Annotated in this window: 23 protein-coding genes and 1 pseudogene; 13 read left to right on the top strand and 11 right to left on the bottom strand. The window is 45.3% G+C overall.

From position 1 onward, the window contains the following. Positions 1–49: 49 nt before the first annotated feature. A complete protein-coding gene (locus tag ACRRS1_RS14740; RefSeq protein WP_432467500.1) occupies positions 50–2092 on the bottom strand; it encodes a PhoX family protein in 2043 nt (680 codons plus the stop codon). A gap of 835 nt (positions 2093–2927) precedes the next feature. Here ACRRS1_RS14740 and ACRRS1_RS14735 point away from each other — a divergent pair. Next, positions 2928–3263: a hypothetical protein gene (locus tag ACRRS1_RS14735; protein WP_432467501.1), complete on the top strand. Its 336-nt coding sequence runs from the start codon at positions 2928–2930 to the stop codon at positions 3261–3263. A gap of 560 nt (positions 3264–3823) precedes the next feature. On the opposite strand, the gene ltrA is transcribed toward ACRRS1_RS14735, so the two are convergent. The 9 genes and pseudogenes from ltrA to ACRRS1_RS14690 all read right to left on the bottom strand — a co-directional run bounded on the left by ltrA (position 3824) and on the right by ACRRS1_RS14690 (position 13459). After that, positions 3824–5155: a group II intron reverse transcriptase/maturase gene (ltrA, locus tag ACRRS1_RS14730; protein ID WP_432467503.1), complete on the bottom strand. Its 1332-nt coding sequence runs from the start codon at positions 5153–5155 to the stop codon at positions 3824–3826. A 247-nt stretch (positions 5156–5402) separates the two neighbouring features. Beyond that, a pseudogene (locus ACRRS1_RS14725) lies at positions 5403–5559 on the bottom strand (IS256 family transposase); the annotation flags it as partial. A 124-nt stretch (positions 5560–5683) separates the two neighbouring features. Continuing rightward, positions 5684–6622, bottom strand: a complete 939-nt coding sequence (locus ACRRS1_RS14720; protein WP_432467504.1) for a radical SAM/SPASM domain-containing protein — start codon at positions 6620–6622, stop codon at positions 5684–5686. A gap of 549 nt (positions 6623–7171) precedes the next feature. Then, positions 7172–8407 (bottom strand): MalY/PatB family protein, encoded by a 1236-nt coding sequence (locus ACRRS1_RS14715; RefSeq protein WP_432452437.1) that lies wholly within the window; start codon positions 8405–8407, stop codon positions 7172–7174. Between the two features lie 35 nt (positions 8408–8442). Beyond that, positions 8443–9195 (bottom strand): amino acid ABC transporter ATP-binding protein, encoded by a 753-nt coding sequence (locus tag ACRRS1_RS14710; protein WP_432456163.1) that lies wholly within the window; start codon positions 9193–9195, stop codon positions 8443–8445. Between the two features lie 47 nt (positions 9196–9242). Beyond that, on the bottom strand, positions 9243–10163 hold the full coding sequence (locus ACRRS1_RS14705; RefSeq protein WP_432452438.1) for an amino acid ABC transporter permease: 921 nt from the start codon (positions 10161–10163) through the stop codon (positions 9243–9245). Between the two features lie 73 nt (positions 10164–10236). Continuing rightward, positions 10237–11091 carry an ABC transporter substrate-binding protein gene (locus ACRRS1_RS14700; RefSeq protein WP_432452439.1) on the bottom strand — a complete coding sequence of 285 codons (855 nt, stop codon included), beginning with the start codon at positions 11089–11091 and terminating at the stop codon, positions 10237–10239. 271 nt (positions 11092–11362) lie between these two features. Then, positions 11363–12340, bottom strand: a complete 978-nt coding sequence (locus ACRRS1_RS14695; protein WP_432452440.1) for a LysR family transcriptional regulator — start codon at positions 12338–12340, stop codon at positions 11363–11365. A 225-nt stretch (positions 12341–12565) separates the two neighbouring features. Further along, positions 12566–13459 (bottom strand): LysR family transcriptional regulator, encoded by an 894-nt coding sequence (locus tag ACRRS1_RS14690; protein WP_432459737.1) that lies wholly within the window; start codon positions 13457–13459, stop codon positions 12566–12568. A gap of 265 nt (positions 13460–13724) precedes the next feature. On the opposite strand from ACRRS1_RS14690, the gene ACRRS1_RS14685 reads away from it, so the two are divergent. From ACRRS1_RS14685 to pstB, 12 genes are all read left to right on the top strand, one after another. Then, positions 13725–14015, top strand: a complete 291-nt coding sequence (locus ACRRS1_RS14685) for a DMT family transporter (protein WP_432467506.1) — start codon at positions 13725–13727, stop codon at positions 14013–14015. 98 nt (positions 14016–14113) lie between these two features. After that, positions 14114–14692: an EamA family transporter gene (locus ACRRS1_RS14680; protein ID WP_432467507.1), complete on the top strand. Its 579-nt coding sequence runs from the start codon at positions 14114–14116 to the stop codon at positions 14690–14692. Between the two features lie 310 nt (positions 14693–15002). Next, a complete protein-coding gene (locus tag ACRRS1_RS14675; protein WP_432459735.1) occupies positions 15003–15992 on the top strand; it encodes a transposase in 990 nt (329 codons plus the stop codon). A 518-nt stretch (positions 15993–16510) separates the two neighbouring features. Then, positions 16511–17137: a helix-turn-helix transcriptional regulator gene (locus ACRRS1_RS14670; protein WP_432452444.1), complete on the top strand. Its 627-nt coding sequence runs from the start codon at positions 16511–16513 to the stop codon at positions 17135–17137. Further along, on the top strand, positions 17134–17586 hold the full coding sequence (locus tag ACRRS1_RS14665) for a hypothetical protein (protein WP_432459734.1): 453 nt from the start codon (positions 17134–17136) through the stop codon (positions 17584–17586). The genes ACRRS1_RS14670 and ACRRS1_RS14665 overlap by 4 nt, the downstream gene beginning before the upstream one ends. Positions 17587–17694: 108 nt before the next feature. After that, a complete protein-coding gene (locus ACRRS1_RS14660; protein WP_432459733.1) occupies positions 17695–18234 on the top strand; it encodes a DUF924 family protein in 540 nt (179 codons plus the stop codon). Between the two features lie 109 nt (positions 18235–18343). Then, the gene (locus ACRRS1_RS14655) at positions 18344–20068 is read left to right on the top strand and encodes a L,D-transpeptidase family protein (protein ID WP_432459732.1); all 1725 of its coding nucleotides are present in this window, start codon (positions 18344–18346) and stop codon (positions 20066–20068) included. A gap of 297 nt (positions 20069–20365) precedes the next feature. Further along, entirely contained in the window at positions 20366–20800 is a 435-nt protein-coding gene (locus ACRRS1_RS14650; protein WP_439033328.1) for a YcbK family protein, read from the top strand. 212 nt (positions 20801–21012) lie between these two features. After that, positions 21013–21828, top strand: coding sequence for a phosphate ABC transporter substrate-binding protein (locus ACRRS1_RS14645; protein WP_432459731.1), 816 nt, complete (start codon positions 21013–21015; stop codon positions 21826–21828). 75 nt (positions 21829–21903) lie between these two features. Beyond that, complete coding sequence (gene pstC, locus ACRRS1_RS14640; protein ID WP_432452450.1) at positions 21904–22833, top strand: phosphate ABC transporter permease subunit PstC; 930 nt, start codon at positions 21904–21906, stop codon at positions 22831–22833. Continuing rightward, positions 22833–23675: a phosphate ABC transporter permease PstA gene (gene pstA, locus ACRRS1_RS14635; protein ID WP_432452451.1), complete on the top strand. Its 843-nt coding sequence runs from the start codon at positions 22833–22835 to the stop codon at positions 23673–23675. The genes pstC and pstA overlap by 1 nt, the downstream gene beginning before the upstream one ends. Positions 23676–23684: 9 nt before the next feature. Beyond that, positions 23685–24434, top strand: a complete 750-nt coding sequence (pstB, locus tag ACRRS1_RS14630) for a phosphate ABC transporter ATP-binding protein PstB (RefSeq protein ID WP_432452452.1) — start codon at positions 23685–23687, stop codon at positions 24432–24434. 56 nt (positions 24435–24490) lie between these two features. Here the strand turns inward: pstB and ACRRS1_RS14625 are convergent, their stop codons facing one another. Then, entirely contained in the window at positions 24491–24703 is a 213-nt protein-coding gene (locus tag ACRRS1_RS14625) for a DUF1289 domain-containing protein (protein ID WP_432452453.1), read from the bottom strand. Positions 24704–24781: the final 78 nt, after the last annotated feature.

Genomic DNA, 24781 nt, shown 5'->3' with positions numbered 1-24781 from the left:
TTAAAATAGGCAGGCCATAAGGCCTGCCTAGTGACGCTAAATGGGCTGATTAAACCCCTAGTGGGCTGCCATCGTTTTTGCGAATGGCAACCAGAGCCGCGCGAGGGCGAACGTTTACTCCGGTCGGCGTGGCTTCAGCAGCATTGTTGCTGTATGGCCAGTTACCAGGATGTTGAATCGAAACAAACATGGTGGTGTTGTCCGGGGTGATGGTGAAACCCGTGACTTCACAGCCGTTGGGTCCTACAAAGAAGCGACGTAATTCGCCTTGGTTGTCGGCGTTAATGGTATCCAGATTACCTTCATTGTCAGTGAGCTTAGAAGGCACTACCGCTAACATTTGGTCGTTAGTATAGTTAGTGACTTCACTGGCACCGTTGTCGGTTTGGATCCACAGTATGCCTCGCTCATCGAAGTTCAAACCATCTGGGCTAGCAAATTGGTTAAACTCATTCAAACCAGACAAGTTAGTTGCCGCATCGCCGTTGGCGTCTGAGCCAAACACGAAAATATCCCATGTAAATTCGCTCACCGTTTCACCTTCGTCCCAACGGATCACATGACCAAACTTGTTGTTTAGGCGTGGATTAGCAGGGTTGGTGCCAGTGGTTTCGTTACGACGGGTATTGTTGGTGAGTGACAGATAAACCGCGCCAGTGATCGGGTCTACGGCACACCATTCTGGACGGTCCATTGGGGTGGCACCCACTAAATCGGCGGCTCCCGCGGTATTGAGGATAATGTCTTCTAAGCTGTTGAAATGATCGCTTAGGCTAGCACCGTCTTTGGTTGCGCCATCCATACTTAATGGCAGCCAGCTACCGACGCCCTCTGCGTCAAACTTAGCCACATACAGTGTTCCTTCGTCCATGTATTTGTTACCCATGGCTAAGCGGTCGCTCGCGTTCGCATCGCTTGGATCCCAGGCTGCGGCTGAAACAAACTTATACATATACTCGAAGCGCGAATCGTGGCCAGAATAGAAGCTGATTGGTTGGCCTGCTTTTAGCTGACCAAAGGTGCAGCCTTCGTGGCGGAAACGACCTAAGGCCGTACGTTTTACTGCGCGTGAGTTTGCGGTGTAGGGGTCAATTTCCACAATGAAACCGTGGCCGTTGGCTTCGTTGCGGTAGTCATCCATGGCGCTGTTACCACTTGGTGTGATGTTAAAACGAGAGAATTCATCGACTCGCTCTGCTGCATTACCCGCAAGGGTTTCCCAGCCATAACGACCAGTGCCTGCAGTGGTAATGCCAATGCGCTCTTGGTCGGCGCTAGTGGTGCCGGTGTTGATGAAGTAGCCCGGCCAGTTTTCTTCACAGGTAAGGTAAGTGCCCCAAGGAGTATAACCGTTACCACAGTTGTTTAAAGTGCCACGCGCTTGGCTGCCATCGGGTGAAAATGGCGTTGCCAATTTATCCGAGTAAGCAAGTGGGCCTGAAATATCCATGGTGGTGGCGCCAGTGTAACGGCGGTTAAGTGGATCATTATCTACCACCATCCATTGGCCGTTATCTTGCTGCTGAATTCGTACTACCGCAACGCCGTGGGCATTAATTTCTTTGCGCACTTGATCAACACTGCTACGAACACCGTTAGCATCGGCATCGCTGCCATTGGGATGCAGAGCGTTTTGGTCGATGTATTCGTGGTTAACACATAACAGGCCGTCGCTACCAGAGTCATTTAAGGGGAAGAAGTGTAAGCCGTCGTGGTGCATGCCCATGGCATTCTCTTGATCTACGGCATTGTTGCTGCCGTCAGCTTGCCAAGCCGAAGCTTGGTCGGTAAGCGGTTGGCCCCATGGCGCTAGCACTTGTGCGCTATAGCCTTCTGGCACATTCACAGCGTCGGTTTTGGAACCCGCAATAGAGTTAAAGCCTAACTTGGCAGTAGACACTGCGGGTGCAGCCGTATTACTGCTGCTGGAGTTACAACCCGCTAACCCAAAGGCGCCGAAAGTGGCCATTGCCCCCAAACCCAGACCGCCTTTTAATACGCTACGACGCGCTAAGTGGGCTTCTAATACTTGGTCAAAATCTGGATTATCACTTTTGTTAAAGCGAGTCGGGTTAAATATTTCCTTGCTCATTTCTCTCTCCTGAGTCGTTGTTTTACGCTGGTTTAATCCATACGAGTGCGGAGTAACATAGAAAAGTTGTGTGACAAAAACTTTACCGAAATGTGAAGTAAATTGTTTGCGCTGTGTTTAGGGTGTTAATTGTTTGCTTTGTTTTTAGTGGTTTCGCTTAGTTACTTCAACATGAGTGGCAAGGCCTGAGAGACCCCGACACTTTTTATGCTAAAAATGTAACTAAAGCATAAAAATTAACATTTATGGCTAAAGGCACGTGCGACTCGACAGGAATTCAAGCAAGAAGCTGTTCATTCAATTGTTGTTCAGGGTTATGCCATCGCAGAAGTGGCAGAACGTTGAGGTGTTAGCACTAAGGCGCTGTATCACTGGATGGGTATTTACGCGAAACCATCGAAACATAGTTTACAGGAGCAAGATCTTCAGGGTGAAGTCGCTAGGCTTTAGCAAGGGCCTAAACGCACACAACAAAAGCGGCATCTTAAAGGAAGCCTCCGTGTTCTTTGCAAGCGAGTTAAAGAACGCTAGCTGTTCATAAAGTCTCGTGACAATCACATAGTCAGCCATTCCCATTCGCTAGTAAAATGCTTAAGTGACTGCTTGTTTCTATTTCCACTGTAAGTATACAGTTTGGTGGGATCCCATCTTTCACGCATGGTCAAAATTGTGATTGACTGGTATGCTGTTGATAAATCTAAATATTAAAGGCTATGTGAATTTCTGTGGTGCGTGATAGGTGGTAACTTCGCATGCGTGAAAGATGGGAATTTGCATATTAATATACTGTTATGTTCTTAATTAAATCAGCTATATCGATTCATATAGGAAGTCTTTGAAGTTGAAAATACTCAGAATCTTTAGAAGAAATAAATTCTTTAAAAAAAACAAAGTGTATGTTGAGAATAGAGACAAAGTTATAATTACTTTATTTTTCGTTTGTTTGGTTATTCTTATTAAGCAATCAACTGCTCCGTTGCCTGACATGCTAAATTATTTTTATCCTATATTTGCAAGAAATAAAGAGTATGGAGAAATTTTTTTTACTTTGTCTAGTGGTTATTTGATTGGTTTTTCAGTTTGGTATTTAGATGTATATACTCCAAAAAAATCTAGAGAGAGGTTTGCATATGGGACTTTGTATTGTGATTATCACAGTTTAGCTGGATGAATCAATGATCTTATCATCAAGTTTGAAGCTGAATTTGAAATTGAGAACTATTTTATAGAAAAATATCCTCGTTCGGGAAGCACTGAACTTTCTTTAAAATATGAAAATTGGACTCATGTTGCAAATCCAGATTTCGTAGGACCATTAAGAAAGCACATTTCCAAAGGTATCTTTCTCAGTGAATTAAAGCGAACACAAATAGATATAGAATTTGCGCTAGATAAAATAATTACTTATTCAAACATTCTTCCAATGCACGAGATCAATTCAGTTGTGCACTTGAGACATTATTTGGCAAAGATTAATAATCTGATAAATGTATCAGAATTTGAAATGTTTAATAATTGGCCAGCCATCATAAATTTGATTGGAGAGGTTTGCTATCGTGGAATGGTAATTTTAGATAAAGCGAATAAATTAGGTTTTCCCGATAAAAGTCTTTATTTAGCTAAAGTAAATGAGGCCCATTCATCTTTGTTAAAACGAACATAATCGGGTAGCCGGAGGTATCTAGCCTCCAGCCCCCACAACACCCTGCATGCGGCTCCGCACAGGGCGTTTCACTTAGAATGGTGAAGCTTAATCCATCCATCTCGAAGCGCAAATAGACCTTGGGATACTAAATAAGCATTCGATAATGCTTGTTGGATCCCCGGTGTTTTTGAGCTCCTCCATGGGCCTTTACTGGTGATACCACACGCCACTGCGGCTTGAACATGTACCCTTCGGCGCATGAGATTCCTCACTTTGGTTCTAGGCTTACGCCACTGTCGCCAGTAGGCCATTCGCACTCTGCGCCTTATCCAGTGATCTAGAACTACGCACAGTTGATAGCAATTCGCGATCCCAAAGTAGTTTATCCATCCTCGCAAGTATTGGCTTACTTTAAATAGCTGATAACCCATCGCCACGCCCCAGTTACGGTTTGTTAGACGCCTAATTTGTTGTTTAAAACGGTGTAGCGTTTTGGTATGAATTTGCAGCCGTCCCGCTTTGAAGGTAAACCCTAAGAACTTACTCTTCGCCGTTTTAACTACCTGACTTTTGCTTGTATTAACTACAAGTTTTAAGCGCCGTTGCAAGTATCGACTAATGCTCGTCAGCACCCGTTCGCCCGCACGCTGACTTCTCAGCAAAATGGTAAAATCATCGGCGTAACGAGCAAATTGATGCCCTCGATTTTCTAGCTCTTTATCTAGTGGGTCGAGCATGATGTTGGCCAGCAAGGGCGATAATGGTCCCCCTTGCGGTACACCTTCTCGACTTTGCTGATAGCACTGGTTATGGACAAAACCCGCTCTCAGGTATTTTCCAATCAGTGTCAGTAGCCGTTTATCTTGCACGCTTTGTCCCAGTTGACTCATTAATAGATCATGGTTAACTCGGTCAAAGAATTTAGATAAATCGACATCAACGGCAAAGCGTTGGCCTTGCTTGATGATGCTTTGCACTTGTTTCACCGCTTGTTGCCCATTCTTGTTTAGCCTAAATCCAAAGCTGTTCGCTGAGAAGCTAGGGTCAAAGATAGGCGTTAGCACTTGGGCAATGGCTTGCTGGATGACACGGTCGAGCACGGTTGGGATCCCCAGTAGGCGTTTACCGCCATCGGGTTTATCTATCTCCACACGGCGTACCGGTTTAGGTTGATACTGGCCGCAGCGCAGTTCCGCCGCCACCTGTTTCCAGTGTGCTTTTGCCCAGGCAGGGAAGGCGTCAATGGACATGTTATCTACGCCAGCCGCCCCTTTATTGGCTCGAACACGCTGCCACGCACGCAGAATATTTTCACGTTGTAGCATGTGTTCAAATAGATGTTGGCTAAAGGCTGGCTGCGGGTTAATACGCTGAATCGCATCTACGCCGGCCGGCGAATGGGTGTTCAAGTTTAACAAGGCTCCTCCTTTATTCTAAGTGTTCAGGCCTTCACCGTGTCCCAACCATTACGATGGGCGTTGGGCTACTATGCCGTCTGCTGACTTCTACTTAATCACCAATTGCGAAATTATTGAGACACCCACTCTAACTCGTGGGACAAAATCACATAGACACCCATTCTAACTCATTTATTGAAATGTTTAAGTGGATGTCTTGTTTTCAGTCGCTACTTTAGAACTGTCTCATTAATGGGGAAGTGGACAGCTCGTCACTTTCAAGATGCTGCTCAAGCTCGGCTTTTAAAGCCGCTTCAGTGATCTGTTTGATGAGAGGAGTTAAGAGCCATCTTTGCCTGTCAGGTCTTGCCCTGACCTGACTGAAGAGCTTTAATGGCTTGTTCTAAATCGAAGTCTTTGATCATATGTCATTCCTGTTTTATATATATACTACTGAAATGACACAGATTTCCAAACACTACCAAAATTAGCTGACACAGAATTCTGAACGCCCTCTATGATGCTGCTTAATGTAGATCTATGTACTTCCTAAGTTAGAGAGTCTTCCTTATCTAATTCTGGATAGTAAAAATATGACCTTCCTGCCAGCCAGTCATTACAACTCTTACAGGGTTCAAAATCAAAATTATTATTCCAATGATTTTGTCTTCGTATCGCTATTTGGCTGTCCCAGATTTCTTTTATGCTGTTATTTAGCAAACTTCCCGGGCTATATAAACCTTCATAATCCGCATCACATTGTGAGATAGTACCATCCCAATGTATTGAAACGGTTCTTGTTAACCATGCGCATGGGAATCGTTCGACCTCGGATCTTACTTGTTCCAGATTACACGCTTTAACTGCATCGCCCCAACCTAACTTGGGCCTGATTTTCACAATGGCACCTTTAGATAACCAGTAGTTTTTAAACTCTTCAACCTCGGGTTCGTTTTCGTCCATTACAATGAACTGTGAAACAATTTTTGTTTTAATTTCAGGATGTTTTCGTTTGTGTTCTAATACGGTTGTAACATTATCAACGACTTTGTTGAAGTCTCCTCTTACCCTGATTTTATTATAGGAATCCTCAGATACACCATCTATGCTTACAATGATGTAGTCTACACTGGCGTTTAATAGTTTTTCTCCTAGCTCTTTGTCTAGGTAAACTGCATTGGTGTTTAGATTAACTTGAATGTTATTACTTTTAGCGTACTTAATCATTTCGATAAGTTTATTGCCTAGGAGTAGTGGTTCTCCCATTATTGCCAACCATATTCTTGTGTTAGGGCTAACTGCTGCAATTTCATCGACTATCTTTTTAAAAATAGAAAAGTCCATATTGCCTTTTGGTCTTTTCAATCCAGGGTAAGGGCACATAATACATCTTAGGTTACAATAATTAGTAACTTCCACAATGACATCAACAGGGAATTTATATTCTCTTAGTGTTTTTTTAACATCTTCTAGGTTGGGTTCTATCATACCTTTTCACTTTCCGTAGTTATAAAGCTTTGGACCTTATTGCTCTTATCTGTAGTTAACCCGGCATATCTAGCTAAGCTTACATAGTGCTCGTGACGCAGTTGTAGAGTGATAAGGAGTGTGCACTATTTTCCTATTATTACTTTAAACGTTCCGGTGTTTTGTTACTTGTGTCTAGATCAATGATAAAGCACTATTCAGATGGTCGATATGACAAAAGGCACCTTAGACTTCATTCCAACTCGTGAAACAAGTGTTATTATCTAAACTGTCACAGTTATTGTTTCAGAAATTATTGAGACAGATATGGACGCCCCGTGTTTTGCAACTCCTGATTGAAGATAGGTTCGCTGACATATATCCGGCGTCTTTAATAGAAATTATTGAGACACCCACTCTAACTCGTGGGACTGAGTAAAGCGCATAAAGGGACAAAATCACATAGACACCCATTCTAACTCATTTATTGAAATGTTTAAGTGGATGTCTTGTTTTCATGTTTTTAAGTGGATGTCTCGATGATAACCGGACATCCAGTTTCATTGCTATTTAAGCATCATGGGTCTGGCGCTGTCGCCATGCTGTAGAGATGCGATTTAAGCCCTCAGAGAGGCAGGCTCGAGTGGTTGCCAGGTTGAAGCGAACATGGCCTTCTCCCCCTGGGCCAAGGGAAGCTCCCGTCACCAGGTTCACTTGTGCTTCGGTTTCGAAAAAACGCAGAAGCGCTGCATCTGTTAGTCCCAATGCGCTAAAGTCCAGCCAGGCAAAGTAGGTGGCTTCTGGTTGAGTCGCGGTTACCAGTGGCAGATCTTGAGCAAGTTTACTTTTGAGCCGTTTAAAGTTCCCCTCGATGTAGTGCATCAGTGCCTCACTCCAGTGGTCACAGTCTCGGAAGGCGGCTTCGGTCGCGGCTTCTCCAAAGATACTGCCGCCGTAGCCCAGGTTACTGCGTTTTAGGCCCCGTGAATAGGCGGCTTGCAAGTGTTCGCTTTCGGCGATCATCAGTGCATGTTTAAGCCCGGTGGTATTGAATGATTTGCTTGCTGAGACCAGAGTGACGCTATTGAGAGATGCCTCGTCTGATAGGCTTGCAAAGGGGGTGAAAGGCACGCCCTTATAAAGAAGGCCGCAATAAATCTCATCTGTAACAACGATTAAGCCATGAGCCAGACAAAACCTATTGAGTTGTTCTAGTTCTTCTCGGCGCCACACGCGACCGACAGGATTATGCGGACTGCACAAAAGAAAAAGTTTGCTACGGGGTGTGACGCAGCGAGCAAGATCTTCGAAATTCATTTCGTAATGCCCATTGCGTTTTAGCAATTGGTTCGGCACGGCGACGCGGCCGCTAGCGGTGATCAGCTCTTCAAAAACATGATGAACTGGCGTTTGGTACAGAATTTCGTCGCCGGGTTCCGTGAGTTCCTCGATCAATGACTGCATCGCCGGATAGACACCTACATTACTTGAAATCCAATCCTTGTCGATTCTCCAGTCAAAATGGCGTTCGAAATATTCGATAACGGCATCGAAATAGCTATCGCGCTTGCTTGGGTAGCCAAAATGCTTGTTTTCGACGACTCGTTGCATCGCTTGGTTGATGGCAGGCGCTGCTGCGAAATCCATCTCGGCGGTACCAAAGCAAAGCAGATCCGGATTGTTGGTTCTGGCTATCTCGGCCTCCCATTTTTTGGTGCTGAGATAGGTTCGGTCTATCGGGGTATCAAAACCGTAGGGGTCGTCCACCGAGGTCTGAAAATCATTTTTAGATAATTTGCTTGTCATATTAAGCCTATAGTAAACCTTTAGGGAAATGCGGATTAGAGTACTCTAGCGAGAAATTCACGGGTGCGAGGTGATTGTGGTTTGTCAATCATTTCTCGTGGTTGTCCGCTTTCGACAACGACACCGGCATCCATGAAAATTAACTGGTCTGCGACTTCGCGAGCAAAACCGATTTCGTGTGTCACGACCACCATGGTGATCCCATCTCGAGCGAGATCCTTCATCACATCTAGAACTTCACCCACTAGCTCCGGGTCGAGCGCCGAGGTGGGCTCATCAAAAAGTAGTACCTTGGGATTCATTGCCAAGGCTCGAGCAATCGCGACACGCTGTTGTTGTCCGCCAGATAGCTGACGCGGGAAAGCGTCTCGCTTTTCTGCCAGGCCCACGCGAGCGAGCAGGGCTTCGGCATGGGCCCGAGCGTCGGCAATGGGTTGGCGGCGTACCTGTATTGGGGCTTCCATTAAGTTTTCAAGCACGGTCATATGTTGAAATAGGTTAAATTGCTGGAATACCATGCCGATTTCCGCGCGTCGCTGGCAGATTGCCGCAGGGGGGAGTTCGTGTAGCTTTTTGCCATCAAAGCGGTAGCCGACAAAATCCCCATCAACCAGCATGAGGCCAGCGTTTATCTCTTCCAGATGATTGATGCAGCGCAGGAGTGTACTTTTACCAGAGCCTGACGGGCCAATAATACAAGCAACAGAGCCTGTTGGTACGCTTATATCAACGCCCTTTAGTACTTCAAGATTACCGTAGGATTTATGAATACCGGCAGCGTACACCATGGTATTGCTTGGTACGCCGAAGGTTTCTCTATGGTTAGTTGGAGCTTTCATATTTGGCTACTCTTGCTTCGTAAGGATAGGATCTGAGCTATGAAGCCCTTGCTGTGGCTGCGCTCTTCACGGCCGAAATAGCGTTCTAGATACGATTGCCCCATCGACATGAGCGAGACCATGAGGAGGTACCAGAAGGTGACAACGATCAGCAAGGGAATGGTTTCAAAGGTCCGAGCATAGATGGCCTGAGCGGAATAGAATAGGTCACCTACCGCGATGATGCTCACCAGTGAGGTGGTTTTCAGCAGGTTAATCGTTTCATTTCCAGTCGGTGGAATAATCAATCGCATGGCTTGCGGGATAATGATACGACGGGTCAGCAGGCTTGGTGTCATGCCGAGACAGGCTGCGGCTTCGGTCTGCCCTTTGTCTATTGAATTGAGTCCGCTGCGAATGATCTCGGCCATATAGCCAGACTCATGAAGTGACAAGGCTATCGTCGCCGCGACAAACGGGGTCATGATGTCGTTAGTGGCCACCGAAAAGACGGTGCCAAGCCCCGGGAGCCAAAGCGAAAATTCTTTTACGAGAATGGCTAGGTTGTACCACAGAACCAGTTGCACCAGTGCCGGCGTGCCGCGAAAGAACCATACAAAGATCCGTGCGGGGATGGTTAGCAACTTGCTGGAGGACATCATCATCAGAGCTGCAATCAGGCCAATTGAGGTGGCAAGGAGCATAATCACAATGGTTAGGACGATGGTCATCCACAGCCCCTTCACAATCATTGGGTGAAACAGGTATTTGCTCACAACTGGCCATTGAAGTTCAGGATTCGAGATAGCGCCATTAATCAGAAAGGCCACGATGAGAACAGTTAAGATGCTGGCAATCACCCGGACAGGATGGCGCAGCGGAACGACCATCAGGTTTTCGGGATCAAGTTTTGGTTTCGGTGTATGGGAGGCGGACATGGCTGTTTCCTGGCTGATGGGGGATGAAACTTAACCCCGTCATATGAGGATGACGGGGTGCTTGTGAATCACCTTAATCGGCGAGTTGAGAGGCATTGGTGTAGATCACTGAAGTGTTGACGGCAGAGGTGGTGAGACTGTAGCGACGAAGGATATTGGCATAGGTGCCGTCAGCGATAAGCTTATCAAAAATAGCTTTCATCATATTGGCGGTCTCGGTATCGCCCTTGCGGATCGCAACGCCCAGAGGCGAGGGCAGCATCGCGTCTCCAACCACGACTTGTTTGCCGTTGGTGGTTTTTTCAAAATACCCGGCAGCCGTCGAGTCGTCGAGCCTGGCGTCTACGCGACCAGAGATGACCGCTTGGATGGTGTCCTTTTGTTCGGGATAGAGCGCCTTATTGACAATTTCTAAACCGGCTGCGGTACAGCTTTCGGAAACTTTGTCTGCTACAAAATCGGCAGCGGAGCCAGTTTGCAGCGCAATCGTTTTGCCGCAAAGGGCGTTGTCCATTTTAAATGCGGCGGCTTTGTTAGGTGTGGTGACCACGACGACCCCAGATTGCAGGAATGAGACAAAGTCTACCTGCTTTAAACGTTCTTCGGTGACGGTGAAGGTTGCCCAAGCTACCTTGTTCCTTCCCGCAACTAAAGCTGGGATTTGGTTGGAAAAAGGCATGGTTTGAATTTCCAGTTTGGCTTCCATCAACTTGGCCGCGGCGGTCGCAAGCTCGATGTCGAAGCCGGCGGCCTTACCGTTTTCGTCGATATATTCAAAAGGAGCATAAGACAGGGTATTTGCGATGGTGAATTTGCCAGTCTGTTTCACGTCTTTGATTACGGTAATTTCTTGAGCGCTGACTTGACTTGTTATGGCGACCATGAAAATGGCGCTGAGCAGGGGGCTGATAGGTTTAAGTAAGATCATTTGGGTTTCCTTCCGTTGGATTCATTTGACTATCAAGCAAGCGAATACATAAATCAAATAAATAATTTTAATGACATTCATGCAAACCATGCATATAAAGCTTGCAGTTGATCACATAACGGGAATTTTTGTGACTGATTTTTATCCAATATTTGCAAAAGTAAGCGGAGGATGGAAATCCTATTGAAGTCGCGTAAAGACGATGGTTCAAGCAAGACTAATTACGGTGAACCTTTAAGTATTTCCCTTCGGTTGACGAGTTATGTAATGGCTAAAGTTTAAAGCGACGATAAGCGGCTTGCTTACCTTCACGTTGCTTCTCTACAACGGAGCGCAGCAGGCTTCGGAACCAAATATGTCCAAGGTCGTTTTCCATCTCATGCTCATAGATAAGCGACAGGGTGACGTCGGGTAACGAAATCGGCGGGGGCAGGATGCGGATTTCGCTTTCCTGCGATAATACAGGCAAGATGCCGTCGCCAAAGGTGGTGAGTAAGTCTGAGCCCTTGATGACCCAAGGTGCGACGAGGTAATGCGGCACAGTTGCCACGATATTTCGAGACTTGCCCATATTTTTTAATGCATTATCGGCTAATCCTGGCGAGATTCCGTCTGCCGATATTTGTAAGTGCTGAGCAGAAAGATAGCCTTCCAGATTCAGGTGGTCGAGCTTTTCATTGCCAGCCCAGCCGGCGCAGACCATTTTATCGCGAGCCAATTCGACCACTCTAAACATGCCATCTTTCATCGTTGAGTTGCCAATGATAATACCGTCGACTTGCTTATTTCTTAACGAAGATGCTGCGTCATTTTCCCGTTCATGTATCGCGTTTAGGCTTGCATTTGGTGCTTCGATTGAAAAGGCCTCAATTAAGCCCGGTAGGAAAGTAACGGCAGTATAGTCGTTCACGCCAATCCGGAAGTTCCGCTGTGTTTTGCTTGGCTTAAATTGTAAATGCTGGTCTATCGCTGCGCGGATTTGCGAGATCGCTTGGGAAATTGCGGGCCAAAGTTCCATTGCTCGCGGTGTTGGTAACAAGGCTCGAGACTCTCGAGAGAACAATTCATCGTCTAATAATAGCCGTAGCCTTGCCAGAGAGTGGCTTATGGCCGGTTGGGTTCGATTTAGACGGGCAGCCGCTAGTGTCACGCTACGTTCTTGCATAAGGACATCAAAGACCCTGAGCAGATTGAGATCGATTTGCTTCAAAGCGTCTTCACTTCTGGCACTTGGAGGAAATTCTGTCATTACTTGTGACCTAATATGCACTATTTCTATTTAAGATGTCATACTGATTATATTTATGCATATTACAAGGTGAAGCAAGCCTTTTATCAAAAACACCGGATAGTTGGTACTTCATAAGACACCTCAAAACCCTCCAGCGAGTAAAACAATAGTCGTTATCTAAAGCGACATAAAAGGCCACCTATCCCAACTAGTGCTTACTTGGTAGAAAAGGTTGGGATGTTCTTATTGCTTGCTCCCCAGACGTTCGACTAAAAAGTCGATCAAACTACGCAACTTAGCGGACGGACGAGTATCTTGGTGATAGGTAAGGTACAAGGGTGTTGGCTTATAGGACCAGTCTGGCAATACTTGGACTAGATGGCCTTGAGCAATGTCATTTATTAAAACATAATCGGGTTGCATCACGACACCACAGTTATTGATCGCGGCCATTCTGAGAGCATCCCCCTGATTGGACATAAAGCGTCCATGAATATACACCTGAAAGGTTTCATCTTTAGGTCCTATTAAGTCCCAGCGATCCTGACGTTGCCAGTATGATAGGCCCAGACAGCTGTGATGACTGAGCTGATTTGGATGCTCGGGCATACCATGCTGACGGATATAAGCTGGAGACGCGGCCAGTATCCTGCGATATGCGCGTAAGGGGCGTGCAACCACACCGGGTTCACATATCTTGCCAATCTGAATGCCTAATTCGTAATTGTCATTACTAAGGTTTGAAATTCGATTATCCAGATTTAGCATCACGTCCACATCTGGATTTTGTTCCATATAAAGGCTCAGCTCTGGCACTAAACATTGACTACCAAAACTGACCGGGGCAACCATTCGTACTAGGCCTTTTGGTGCCGACTGTAATTCTATTGCGCTATTCTCAGCATATTCAACTTCAGACAATACTCGAAGGCAACGTTCAAAATAGAGTTGACCGACTTCAGTGAGATGTTGTCGTCGAGTGGTTCGGTGTAATAACCGAGCCCCGATCCGTTCTTCCACTAATCTGATCTGCTTGGCTACCATGGTTGGCGACACGTTACTAGCCGCAGCTGCGGCGGTGAAATTTCCGCATTCCACCACTTTGACAAACATTTTCATCCCAGAAAGTACACTCATGATTAAGAACCTACAGGTTTTAAATCAATCAACTTAACACGTATTTATCATGAGTTTGGAGTTAAATATAATAAATTTTCATCACCCATTGGGTGGCTTCTGAGTGACTCATTGCTAGTCCAGATCAAAACCACAGATAGTCAACAGATGGTTGTTGTATTGGCTAAACAAACGATCACGTAGAAATATTGTTTCTGCACGATTCTTCATCAACAACTGGGTGTGAGTCATCTGAACATGCCTGAAGCGAGAAATGAGATATAAAATGAAAAATTCATATTCGATGGGCGTAATCTGCTGTCTTATCGCGACCTTTTCTTGGGGAGCCACATTTCCAATCATGACCAGCGCACTGATACACATTGATCCTTATACATTTACCACGCTACGCTATGGCTTTGCTGGTATCGCGTTAGCCATCGCACTATGGCTACGAGAAGGTGAGCAGGGACTGAATCTGAAAGGGGAGCGCATTGGGTTGGCTTGGTTACTCGGCTCTGCCGCTTTTGTGGGGTTTGGTTTTTTTGTGTTTTTAGGTCAGAAAATGGCGCATTAACAACCTCTATCATGATGGCAACGATGCCAATGTTGGGCATTTTGGTGAATGGTGTCTTACGAAAAGTAGTGCCTCCGACGATTTCTATAGGGCTGATTATGATGTCATTTTTTGGCGTAATGACCGTGATTACAAAAGGCCATTACGCTAGTTTGTTTGATTCTCCCACCAGCTATAAAGCCAATGCTTTCATTATTTTTGGTGCACTGTGTTGGGTTATATATACCGTAGGGGCCTCGTTTTTTCCTCGCTGGTCACCGCTTAAATATACCGCATTGACAACTTGTTTGGGGATGACCAGCGTATTGGTGATAAATGGAATATTATATGCCAGCGGTGTGGTTGCTGTGCCGACGACTAGTGCCTTTGTTTATGTGATTCCCCATGTTTTTTATACCGCTATTGTGGCTAGTTTCATCGGGATCCTATGTTGGAATATTGGTAACAAGATTCTGACGCCACTTAATGGTGTTTTATTTATGGATATTGTGCCTATTACCGCTTTCTCTATCTCAGCGATGATGGGAATAAACCCTGGCTTTCCTGAAATCGCTGGGGCCAGTATCACAGGAGCGGCACTGATTCTTAATAATCTCTATCTTCGGTATCGCGTGACACCTAAAAATACGAGGCTCTCGGTTCGCAATAACAGCGAGATTAGTAAACAGCCATCCTAATTCAGTGAGTAGCAGGCGGCCCTATCAAGTAGATATTTAGTGGCAAGTATCAGAGTACTATGGAGTTTTTTGTGTGGAAATAATTAGACATCTACCCCAACTAGCCAAATGCCAGTAATAATCTAAACTATCAATAGTGGTTTTTGGACAAATTATTGAGACACCCACTTTAACTCTTTGCAAATAGCAAATAGCAAATAGCAAATAGCAAAATGGAAAATGGAAAATGGAAATAATTAGACATCCACCCCAACTAGCCAAATGCCAGTAATAGTCTAAACTATCAATAGTGTTTTTTGGAGTTATTGCCATGCCTCGGTCAAGACAGTCGCAAGTGAGCTTATCGGATACACCTTATTATCACTGTGTTTCCCGCTGTGTTCGGCGGGCTTTTTTGTGCGGTAAAGACCAACACACAGGTAAAAGCTATGAGCACCGCCGCCAGTGGGTGGAAGATTATTTGCTGCAACTTACTGCGGTTTTTGCCATTGATGTCTGTGCTTATGCAGTTATGAGTAATCATACCCATGTGGTATTGCACATTGATAAGGCTAAAGCCGAAGCCTGGTCCATGGATGAAGTCTTAGAACGCTGGCATATTCTGCATCAGGGCACCTTACTGACTCAGATGTACCTCAATTCTGAGTTACGTCCAAAGTTAAGTGAGGTGCAACTACAGGCCATTCACGCCACCGCCGAAGTGTATCGGACTCGCCTCTTTGATTTAAGCTGGTTTATGCGCCATTTAAATGAACATATTGCTCGAGCTGCCAATAAAGAAGACCAATGTACCGGGCGTTTTTGGGAGGGGCGTTTTAAATCTCAAGCGCTTTTAGATGAAGCAGCCCTCGCAGCTTGCATGGCCTATGTGGATTTAAACCCGGTTCGCTCAAATATAGCGAGCACGCCTGAAACCTCGGACCACACCAGTATCAAACAGCGCATTCAGCAAGCCAAACAAGGTCAGCAACCCAAGCCGCTAATGCCCTTTGTCGGTAACCCCAGAGAAACCATGCCTAAAGGCTTGCCTTTCGCGTTACAAGACTACCTGCAACTGGTGGAACTTACCGGTCGAGTTATCAGAGAAGATAAACGCGGTTATATCGATGATGCACAAGCGCCCATTTTACAGCGCTTACAAATCGATGAGGAAAGCTGGTTAGCCTTAAGCACGGGTTTAGAGCATCACTTTGCCAGCGTGGTTGGGGCTGGGCATTCACTAGAGCGCTACAAGCGTGAGCACAATCAACAACGAATTAAAGGCATGGCAGCTGCCAAGCGCTGGCTGGATCTAGGTTAAGAACTTACAGGTTCAATTTCATTGACTCGCGAGTGATTCAGGTTATCTAGGCTAGCTGTGTCTTCCGTCTCGCTGATTGCCAGTTTTTATTATCCCCCTCTTTATTAATACTGAACTTTTCAACATCAAGCTGCCTTTACATGGATGAAATGTGATGTTTATTGCTTAATGGTGGCGGTTAAAGTGACTTTAAGAGTGGATTTTAAAATGGCTGTCTTATTTTGGAAGAGTCTCGTTTTAGGAGGCTTAAGCATTTCGATTGTTTTCGAGCTTTATAAAGCCTTAACTTTACAAACTCTAGGCGAATGACAATAATCAGTTGATGTTATAGCCAGAGACCCATTATGAAAACCACAGATAGCATCTTGTATGATTATTAAAATGGCTGTCTTGTTTTGGAAGAGTCTCGTTTTAGGAGGCTTAAGCATTTCGATTGTTTTCGAGCTTTATAAAGCCTTAACTTTACAAACTCTAGGTGAATGACAATAATCAGTTGATGTTATAGCCAGAGACCCATTATGAAAACCACAGATAGCATCTTGTATCGAATCAAAAGTCGAGGTGTGCAAACGGTTAAAATGCTGGCTGAGTACCTAGACATTACAACCATGGGGGTGCGCCAGCATTTACAAGCACTAGAAAAAGAAGGTTTGATCGAGCATTTTGATAAGAAAGTGAAAGTAGGTCGGCCGACTCGGTATTGGCAATTGACTGAGGGGGGACATGGTCGTTTTCCCGATTGCCATAGTGACTTGAGCGTGCAACTGCTCGGTGCGGTACAACAAGTATTTGGTGAACAGGCGATTGAACAGTTGCTGGCTCATCGCGAGCAGCAAAGCTTTAATATTTACCAAACTTTGTTAGCAGGTGAGCGCAGTTTAGAAGACAAGCTAGAAGCTTTGAGTCAAAAGCGGGGCGCTGAGGGTTATATGGCAAATTGGCAACGTGAGGGAGAGCACTACTTGTTTATTGAAGATCATTGCCCTATTTGTGTTGCCGCTAGTGAAAACCAAGGTTTGTGCCAGTCTGAGTTAGCGTTACTGGCAAAGTTGTTCAGCAATTGCCAAGTCGAGCGGATTGAGCACATCGTTGAGGGGGCTCGTCGTTGTGCTTATCGCTTAAGCCCTATAGAAGGCGAACAATGACCTTTACACTGCAGCTACCCAAGGTCACCCTTGGAGCCACTCTATATATTGTGAGTTTTTTATCTCAAGCTTGTGAATTACAAGCAATTCCGCCAGCGCAAGTGCAGCGGGGCTGCGGTTGCAGTTATTACTTCCCTGCCAAACCACCACTGCCACCGAAGATTGTGCTGCAAACCCAATTGGATGGGCTACAGCCAAGGATGATGCGTGAAGGACAGCTGGTTGAGTTGTGGGGGGCTAAAGCCCGACCTTTATACACTCAGCCGGGTTGGGTTAGCGAACAAAAATTTCGCTATCAGGCAACCTCAATTAAGCTTTATAGCGAGCTTCGTCGCGGTTGTACTTGGGGTGAAGCGGGTTGTGATGTTCTGGGTTATTTGAGCCAACTTGCCATGGCTGACAATTACCAGCAATGTCAATGGTTGGTGCAAGGGGATTGTGGCTGCTAGGCTCACTGATGATTGAGCTCTGCGTTTGAGTGCTTGGATACTTTTCTCAATCTTTAAAATGAGCGGGTAAACCCGACAAAGCCAGCTTTTTAAGCTAGAGAGGATTAGATGGAATATCAAGCGATCCTTGAGTTTTGGTTTGAACACTTACAGGCAGAGCAGCGATTTGTGATTGAAGCGAGCGTTGATCTGCAAATAACGGAAAGTTATAGTGGGCTACTGCAAAGCGCTAGTTTTGCGGAGCTATGGGCTTGGCGTGATAGTGCTAAGGGGAGTCTTGCGGAAGTCATTGTATTAGACCAATTCTCTCGTCATATTCACCGAGGTTCTGCCCAAGCTTTTGCTTGCGATCCGTTGGCATTAGCCTTGGCGCAAAATGCGGTGGCGAAGCAATTTGATCAGCGGCTAACACCAACGATGCGTGCATTTTTATATATGCCCTATATGCATAGCGAATCTTTAGTGATCCACCAACAGGCGGAACAGTTGTTTCATCAACCCGGTTTGGAGCAACAGTACCAATTTGAATTAAAGCATAAAACCATTCTCGAGAAATTTGGACGCTACCCCCATCGTAATCAAATTTTGGGGCGGCAGTCGAGCGCAGCTGAATTAGCATTTTTAGCAGGGCCTAATTCATCTTTTTAGGATTCTCAAGCACTTAAGCTTCTGCTTGCGAAATGCATAGCATTTTTTAAGCATAGCGACTGGCTTACACGCTATGCTTAATTAATATCATCTCATTCAGGAGTGTTGGGTGAAAAGCGTAGTCATTGGACTGGGAGTCTATTTATTTAGCCTACATTTATATGCCGCGGTGAGCCTATTAGCGCCAGAAGAACAAGCTGTAGTACAGTCAAATACACTTGAACAAGCGGGGATGGTTGAATTAAAAGGCGGGGCGGCAGTGATTGCCACTAAGGTTGACGACGATCCGGTAAGCCAACGTTTACTCAGCCGTTTAGATTGGCCTCAGGCTGGTGGGGCATCGCAGAGATGGTTAGCCAATCGTGCTGATAATTATCAATTACGCTATCCTCAGCTGCAACAGCGTATCTATGCTTATCATCCTCAGGCGCTTTGGTATGGTTATGCCCAAGCGCGTAAGGCGCGAGACCAACTACAATGGTTGCTGTTTGAACTCAGCCTGGCGGGTGCACCAGAACAAATAAGCCGATGGCTGGTTCAGCTAAACATTATCGATAGTAGTGATGCTCAATGGGAGTCTTTATACACCGATGCATTTCTCGGTGTAATTGCCTGTTATCAGCAGTTGATGGCTTTGGATTATTCGCAAAGTATGGCTTTGAATCATATCGCAGAATTGCCGTTACAATTGTTTATCGATCAAGCCTGGATAGCAAATCTTAATCAGCAGCAAGTTTATCAGCAAGTCATGACTTTACGGGGTGAACTAGACATTGAGCGGCTGCGTTATCGCCAACAAATGTTGTATTGGCTTAATGTGGCTCAACAGCGTACCGAAAACACCCGTATTGCAAATGGTCCTTTAATTCGTTTAGGAGATTCCGATCCGCGGGTTCCTTTGATCCGGGAGCGTTTAATTGAATTTGACTCTAATCATCAACTGCTTGAGCAGAATTTGCCATTATTCGAAAGTGAAACTTACAATGCTTTGCAACGTTTTCAGCAGCAACATGGCTTGAAAGCTGACGGTATTGTGGGTAAAGACACATTGTATTGGTTGAATTTTCAACCGCTAGAGCGCTCAAAAATGCTTGCCAAAAACTTACTCAGGCAGCAGCTTTTAGATCGTTTTCTGGTGATGCCTCCAAATCAACAACGGATCGTGGTAAATGTGCCTGCCTATCAAATGAGCTATATCGACCAAGATATCGAATTGTTTCGTTCTAAAGTTGTGGTGGGTAGAGCGTCTCGTGCGACACCATTATTAGTGAGTGAAATCAGTAGTGTGGTGATTAACCCCTATTGGAATGTGCCTAGAACCATTGTCCGTAGAGATATTATTCCCAAGCTTCGCCTCGATCCCAGCTATGTGCAACGCTTGGGCTTTGAACTATTTGATTATCAAGGTCAGGCGGTTGAACCGGAGCAAGTGGATTGGACTCTGGTTAAGGATACCGGAAGATTTCCCTATCGAATGCGTCAGCGGCCAGGCTCAGCAAATGCGTTAGGTAACTATAAATTTTACTTTGCCAACCAATTTGCGGTTTATTTGCATGATACGTCTTCCCCTGAGCTGTTTTCTGAGTCACAACGAGCGTTTAGTTCTGGCTGTGTTCGGGTTGAAGCTGCTGAATCATTGGCAGAACAACTACTCAAGCAAGATGGTTATAGCCAACGTTACAAGCAGTCACTCATGGCAAAAGGTGAGCCTAAATGGTTACCTTTACGAAAACGTGTTCCGGTTTATTTAGTGTATTTTACTTCTTGGTTTGATAGCTCCGGTAGCTTGAATTACCGCAAAGATATTTATAATTTCGACCCGAAGATTGGCTGATAACAGAGCTGAAAACATCTTTTTAAACAGCTTGTTAGCTTACCTTTACTTAAACTTTAGCTCACTAAAAAATCACTCACTGTAGTGATTTGTTTGCTTTTTGTGGTGCTTTTCGGTATTTTACACCAAATTGATGTTTTTTTAATCCGTTTGAGGTAAGTGTAAATGTTAGACCGAAAGTTAAATAGGCGGTCATTGTTATTGGGGTTGGGCGCTGGATTTATCGGTCTTGGGATACCAAAAAGCTATGCAAGTTCTAGTATTGCCAGAGAACTTCCGGGAACACGCGTTTTAAATATGAACAACTTACACACCAATGAAAGTTGTGAAGTCTGTTTCTGGAAAGATGGTCAATTTCAAGAGAAACAAGTTAAACGTTTAGATAATTTGTTGCGTGATTTTAGGCGCAACGAAATTATCAATATGGATAAATCTTTATACATGCAGATGGCCTTGTTACAAGAACGTTTGGGTGGGGAAGTCTTATTTGAAATCATTTCTGGCTATCGCTCTCCTGCTACCAATGAAATGTTACGCAATAGCACCACAGGCGTAGCTAAAAAGAGTTTTCATATGACCGGACAAGCTGTTGATGTGAGAGTCAAAAATGTCGCACTGCATAAGGTTCACAGCGCCGCTTTAGAGTTGGGTTTAGGTGGGGTTGGCTATTATCCAAATAGTGGTTTTGTGCATATCGATACTGGTCGAGTCCGTCATTGGCGAGGTTCTTAATTTGCGATGAGCGCAAGAATGAATGTTTGCGCTCATGCATATATTATATATCTATATTTCATTTTTTCTTTCTTATTTAGTTTATAAAACCGCCTAAGCTGCACAATTCCTGTGTAATATTCTGTTTGTAATATTTCTGTCACTTTTGCTTGCTTCAATGCATCCGCCTTAGACAAGTTGTTTGTCATTATTTAAATGCAAAGAGAAATATTATGAGAAATAAGTTAATCACAGCGTTAAGTATCGCATCTATCCTATTGGCAACCAATGCTTATGCCAGTAATACAGTGACGGTGTCAGGTTCCACTTCTGTATCTGGTATTATGGAAATATTGGCCGAAAACTACCAAAGCACTCAAAATGATGTGGTTGAAGTGCAAAGTACCGGCTCTTCGGCGGGGATCCGTGCTGTTAAAGAAGGGACAAGCATGATTGGTATGTCTTCTCGTGAAGTACAAGATGACGAACTCAATGCTGATACTAAGAAAGTTGTGATGGCGCAGGACGGTATTGCAGTGGCCGTAAACAAGGCCAATGCGGTTCAAAATCTAAGCATTGAACAAGTTAAAAAAATCTACTCTGGTGAGATTAAAAACTGGCAAGAAGTCGGTGGCGCCGATCAAGCGATTGTTGCCGTCACTCGTGAAGTGGGTTCCGGTACTCGTGGTGCCTTTGAAGATATTATGGGGCTCACTCGAAAAATTAATGGGGTAACCGTTACCGCTATTTCCCCTCGCGCTCAAGTGGCCAGTGGCAATGGTGCCATTAAAACCTTAGTGGCGAACAACGTCAACGCCATAGGTTTCATTTCTCTTGGTTCGGTTGACGATTCTCTTACCGCCTTAAACATTGAAGGTGTCGCCGCAAGCAAAGCCAATATTCAAGCTGGTCGTTACGAAATTGCCCGTCCTTTTATTCTGTTAGTCAATACAGACCCCGCACCAGAAGCTCAGCAGTTTGTTGATTACATTATGAGTGATGCCGGCCAAACCATTGTTGCTGAACACGGCTACATCGAAGTTAACTAGGTTTTCCTTTAAAAGCTTAACAAAGGGGCATGAGTATGCCTCTTTGTTGTGCCTTGGGATTGGAAATAAAATCTTATGAATCAAACGGTTATTACGCCACAGGCTGAGTTTAACAACCCAGCATTAGTTGCAGCGCTCAAGCAGTCATCTGAAAAGGTTGACTGGCTTGGACGTTTTTTTAATCTACTCTTTTTGCTGAGCGCACTGATTGGTGTTCTGTCGGTCGCGATTATTGGTTATTTTTTGGTGCTTGAGGGCTTACCAGCCATTCAGTTTGCGGGTTTAAGTCATTTCTTGATCGGAACTGATTGGTATCCGCCGGCCTTATTTGGTGTCGGCGCGATGATTGTGGCATCACTTGTTTCAGCCCTCGGAGCCGTGCTCATTGGGGTTCCGGTTGCGTTGTTAACGGCGGTATTTTTAGCTGAAGTTGCACCGAAACGCTTGGCCAATATGATCCGCCCGGCGGTAGAGCTGCTGGCGGGGATCCCATCGGTTGTTTATGGTTTTTTTGGCTTGGTGATCATTGTTCCGGCAATTGAATCGGTGTTTAAGGTACCCGCGGGTAGCACCATTTTAGCGGCCATTATTGTGTTGGCGGTGATGATTTTACCCACGGTGATTACCATTGCTGAGACTTCTATTCGTGCCATTCCTCGCAGTTATAAAGAAGGATCTTATGCGCTAGGAGCTTCGCCGATATTTACCATTTTTAAGGTGATCTTGCCGGCTGCCCGCTCAGGGATTTTAGCCGGTGTGGTGCTCGGAATTGCGCGCGCCGTCGGCGAAACCATGGCCATTATTATGGTGATGGGAAACTCCCCTGCGATGCCTGGCTCACTGCTTGACTCGGCTCGCTCGCTGACCGCAAACATCGCTCTGGAAATGTCTTATGCAAGTGGAATTCATGCCAGCTCATTGTATTCAACTGGGATTGTGTTGCTGGTTTTTGTGATGTTGTTAAATGGGACCTTGTTAATTTTGAATCGTCAGAGGGTTAAGTAATGCGCCGTCGTATTGAAGATCTGGCTGCTTTAAGCCTCGTTTGGGCCGGAGCAGGCTTGACTATTTTATTTTTGCTGTGGATGTTATGGCACATCTTAAGCAATGGTTTAAGCCATGTAAGTTGGGAGTTTATTAGTTCAAGCTACACCACGATTGGTAAAACCTCGGGTATTTTCTCGATGATTGTCGCCACCTTATATATGGTGCTGCTATCGATAGGCATCGCAGCCCCAATTGGCATTATGACTGCACTTTACTTAACCGAGTATGCCAAGCCCGGGAGCAAAGTTGTCAAGGTGATTGGTTTTTGCACGGAGTCTTTGGCGGGTATTCCATCGATTATTTATGGTTTATTTGGGATGACTTTTTTTGTGGTCACCCTTGGTTTGGGCTTTTCGATTCTGTCGGGCGCGCTCACCTTAGCCATTTTGATTTTACCGGTGATTATTCGGACCACTGAAGAGGCCCTGATTGCAGTCCCACAAGCATACCGAGAAGCTTCTTATGGCTTAGGCTGTTCACGGATCTATACCATCTGGCGGGTGATCCTTCCATCAGCGATGCCTGGTATTGTCACCGCGGTAATTTTAAGTACCGGGCGAGTGATTGGCGAATCAGCCCCTGTCTTTTTAACCGCGGGTATGGTTACCAGACTGCCGGAGTCGGTGTTCGATTCAGGGCGAACTTTAACCGTTCACTTGTATAAATTAACTCAAGAATTGTTCACCGTTCATGAATGGAATCAGGCGTATGCAACTGCCACGGTACTGATTGTCTTGGTTTTAGCCATTAACCTACTGACTAAATTGATCGCGAGTCGATTCAACAAAGCTGCTTACTAAGAGATAGATATGAATAAGTTTGATGTTCAACAACTTGATTTACATTACGGTGATACGCACGCACTAAAGGCGATTGATTTAGAAATTCCTGAGAAACAAGTTACGGCACTTATTGGCCCGTCTGGTTGTGGTAAATCAACCCTGTTACGGACTTTAAATCGGATGAATGATTTAATTGAAAATGTGCGTATTACCGGGCGTGTGCATTTAGAAGGGAAAGACATTTATCAAGAGCGTAATGTGGCTGCGCTACGGATGAAGGTGGGAATGGTTTTTCAAAAGGCCAATCCCTTTCCCATGAGTATTTACGAGAATGTGGCTTATGGGTTACGCGCTCAGGGGATCCGCAATAAGCAGACGCTCGATGAGGTGGTTGAAAATGCCTTGCGCAGTGCCGCCCTGTGGGATGAAGTGAGCGATCGTTTACAGAGTCATGCTTTTGGTTTGTCGGGCGGTCAGCAACAACGTTTGTGTATCGCGCGAACCATTGCAATACAGCCTGATGTGATTTTGATGGATGAACCAACCAGTGCCCTGGATCCCATCGCCACTCATAAAATTGAGGAGTTGATGGAGGCGCTGCGTAAAAAGTTCACCATTGTGATTGTCACGCACTCGATGGCGCAGGCGAAGCGTATTTCAGATAAGACCGCTTTCTTCTGGATGGGGGAATTGGTGGAGCATGGTGATACTGAGCAAATATTTAGCGCGCCAAAGGACCAACGAACCCAGGGGTATGTGAATGGAGACTTCGGCTAAGGCTCGCTGAGGGCTTGATAAAAATGCCGTGATTAGAAAACTCGGCATTTTTATTCCTATAAGCGGGAGTTGAGCTTGCTAAATTTCCAGGTGGGCGCTTGCTGACGCCGTTGCTCACAGCGTTGTAAAACTTCCCGTTTGGCTTGCTCATCCAGCCCACTCCAGGCGCAGATTTCATCGAGTTGCCGAAAACAACCGACGCACTGATCTTTGTCATCCAACGTGCAATGCCGAATACAAGGGGATGCGATAGCTTGTGGAGCGCTCATTGTGTTTTCCTGGTCTGAATTTTCGGTTTTTTCGGCGATCAATGGCGCGCCAAAAAAAATCACCAATGCACGGATCCT

This window comes from Agarivorans sp. Z349TD_8 (assembly GCF_050870825.2).
Classification (GTDB): Bacteria; Pseudomonadota; Gammaproteobacteria; order Enterobacterales; family Celerinatantimonadaceae; genus Agarivorans.
The sequence above is the reverse complement of the archived record's forward strand: the minus strand, read 5'-3'. Positions and strand labels throughout refer to the sequence as shown.

What these genes read in the sequence shown, in the direction of transcription:
- ACRRS1_RS14740 (WP_432467500.1), bottom strand. Translation starts at nt 2,092, where the DNA reads ATGAGCAAGGAAATATTTAACCCGACTCGCTTTAACAAAAGTGATAAT.
- ACRRS1_RS14720 (WP_432467504.1), bottom strand. Translation starts at nt 6,622, where the DNA reads ATGATAGAACCCAACCTAGAAGATGTTAAAAAAACACTAAGAGAATAT.
- ACRRS1_RS14715 (WP_432452437.1), bottom strand. Translation starts at nt 8,407, where the DNA reads ATGACAAGCAAATTATCTAAAAATGATTTTCAGACCTCGGTGGACGAC.
- ACRRS1_RS14710 (WP_432456163.1), bottom strand. Translation starts at nt 9,195, where the DNA reads ATGGTGTACGCTGCCGGTATTCATAAATCCTACGGTAATCTTGAAGTA.
- ACRRS1_RS14705 (WP_432452438.1), bottom strand. Translation starts at nt 10,163, where the DNA reads ATGTCCGCCTCCCATACACCGAAACCAAAACTTGATCCCGAAAACCTG.
- ACRRS1_RS14700 (WP_432452439.1), bottom strand. Translation starts at nt 11,091, where the DNA reads ATGATCTTACTTAAACCTATCAGCCCCCTGCTCAGCGCCATTTTCATG.
- ACRRS1_RS14695 (WP_432452440.1), bottom strand. Translation starts at nt 12,340, where the DNA reads ATGACAGAATTTCCTCCAAGTGCCAGAAGTGAAGACGCTTTGAAGCAA.
- ACRRS1_RS14690 (WP_432459737.1), bottom strand. Translation starts at nt 13,459, where the DNA reads ATGAGTGTACTTTCTGGGATGAAAATGTTTGTCAAAGTGGTGGAATGC.
- ACRRS1_RS14685 (WP_432467506.1), top strand. Translation starts at nt 13,725, where the DNA reads ATGAAAAATTCATATTCGATGGGCGTAATCTGCTGTCTTATCGCGACC.
- ACRRS1_RS14680 (WP_432467507.1), top strand. Translation starts at nt 14,114, where the DNA reads ATGATGTCATTTTTTGGCGTAATGACCGTGATTACAAAAGGCCATTAC.
- ACRRS1_RS14675 (WP_432459735.1), top strand. Translation starts at nt 15,003, where the DNA reads ATGCCTCGGTCAAGACAGTCGCAAGTGAGCTTATCGGATACACCTTAT.
- ACRRS1_RS14670 (WP_432452444.1), top strand. Translation starts at nt 16,511, where the DNA reads ATGAAAACCACAGATAGCATCTTGTATCGAATCAAAAGTCGAGGTGTG.
- ACRRS1_RS14665 (WP_432459734.1), top strand. Translation starts at nt 17,134, where the DNA reads ATGACCTTTACACTGCAGCTACCCAAGGTCACCCTTGGAGCCACTCTA.
- ACRRS1_RS14660 (WP_432459733.1), top strand. Translation starts at nt 17,695, where the DNA reads ATGGAATATCAAGCGATCCTTGAGTTTTGGTTTGAACACTTACAGGCA.
- ACRRS1_RS14650 (WP_439033328.1), top strand. Translation starts at nt 20,366, where the DNA reads ATGAACAACTTACACACCAATGAAAGTTGTGAAGTCTGTTTCTGGAAA.
- ACRRS1_RS14645 (WP_432459731.1), top strand. Translation starts at nt 21,013, where the DNA reads ATGAGAAATAAGTTAATCACAGCGTTAAGTATCGCATCTATCCTATTG.
- pstC (WP_432452450.1), top strand. Translation starts at nt 21,904, where the DNA reads ATGAATCAAACGGTTATTACGCCACAGGCTGAGTTTAACAACCCAGCA.
- pstA (WP_432452451.1), top strand. Translation starts at nt 22,833, where the DNA reads ATGCGCCGTCGTATTGAAGATCTGGCTGCTTTAAGCCTCGTTTGGGCC.
- pstB (WP_432452452.1), top strand. Translation starts at nt 23,685, where the DNA reads ATGAATAAGTTTGATGTTCAACAACTTGATTTACATTACGGTGATACG.
- ACRRS1_RS14625 (WP_432452453.1), bottom strand. Translation starts at nt 24,703, where the DNA reads ATGAGCGCTCCACAAGCTATCGCATCCCCTTGTATTCGGCATTGCACG.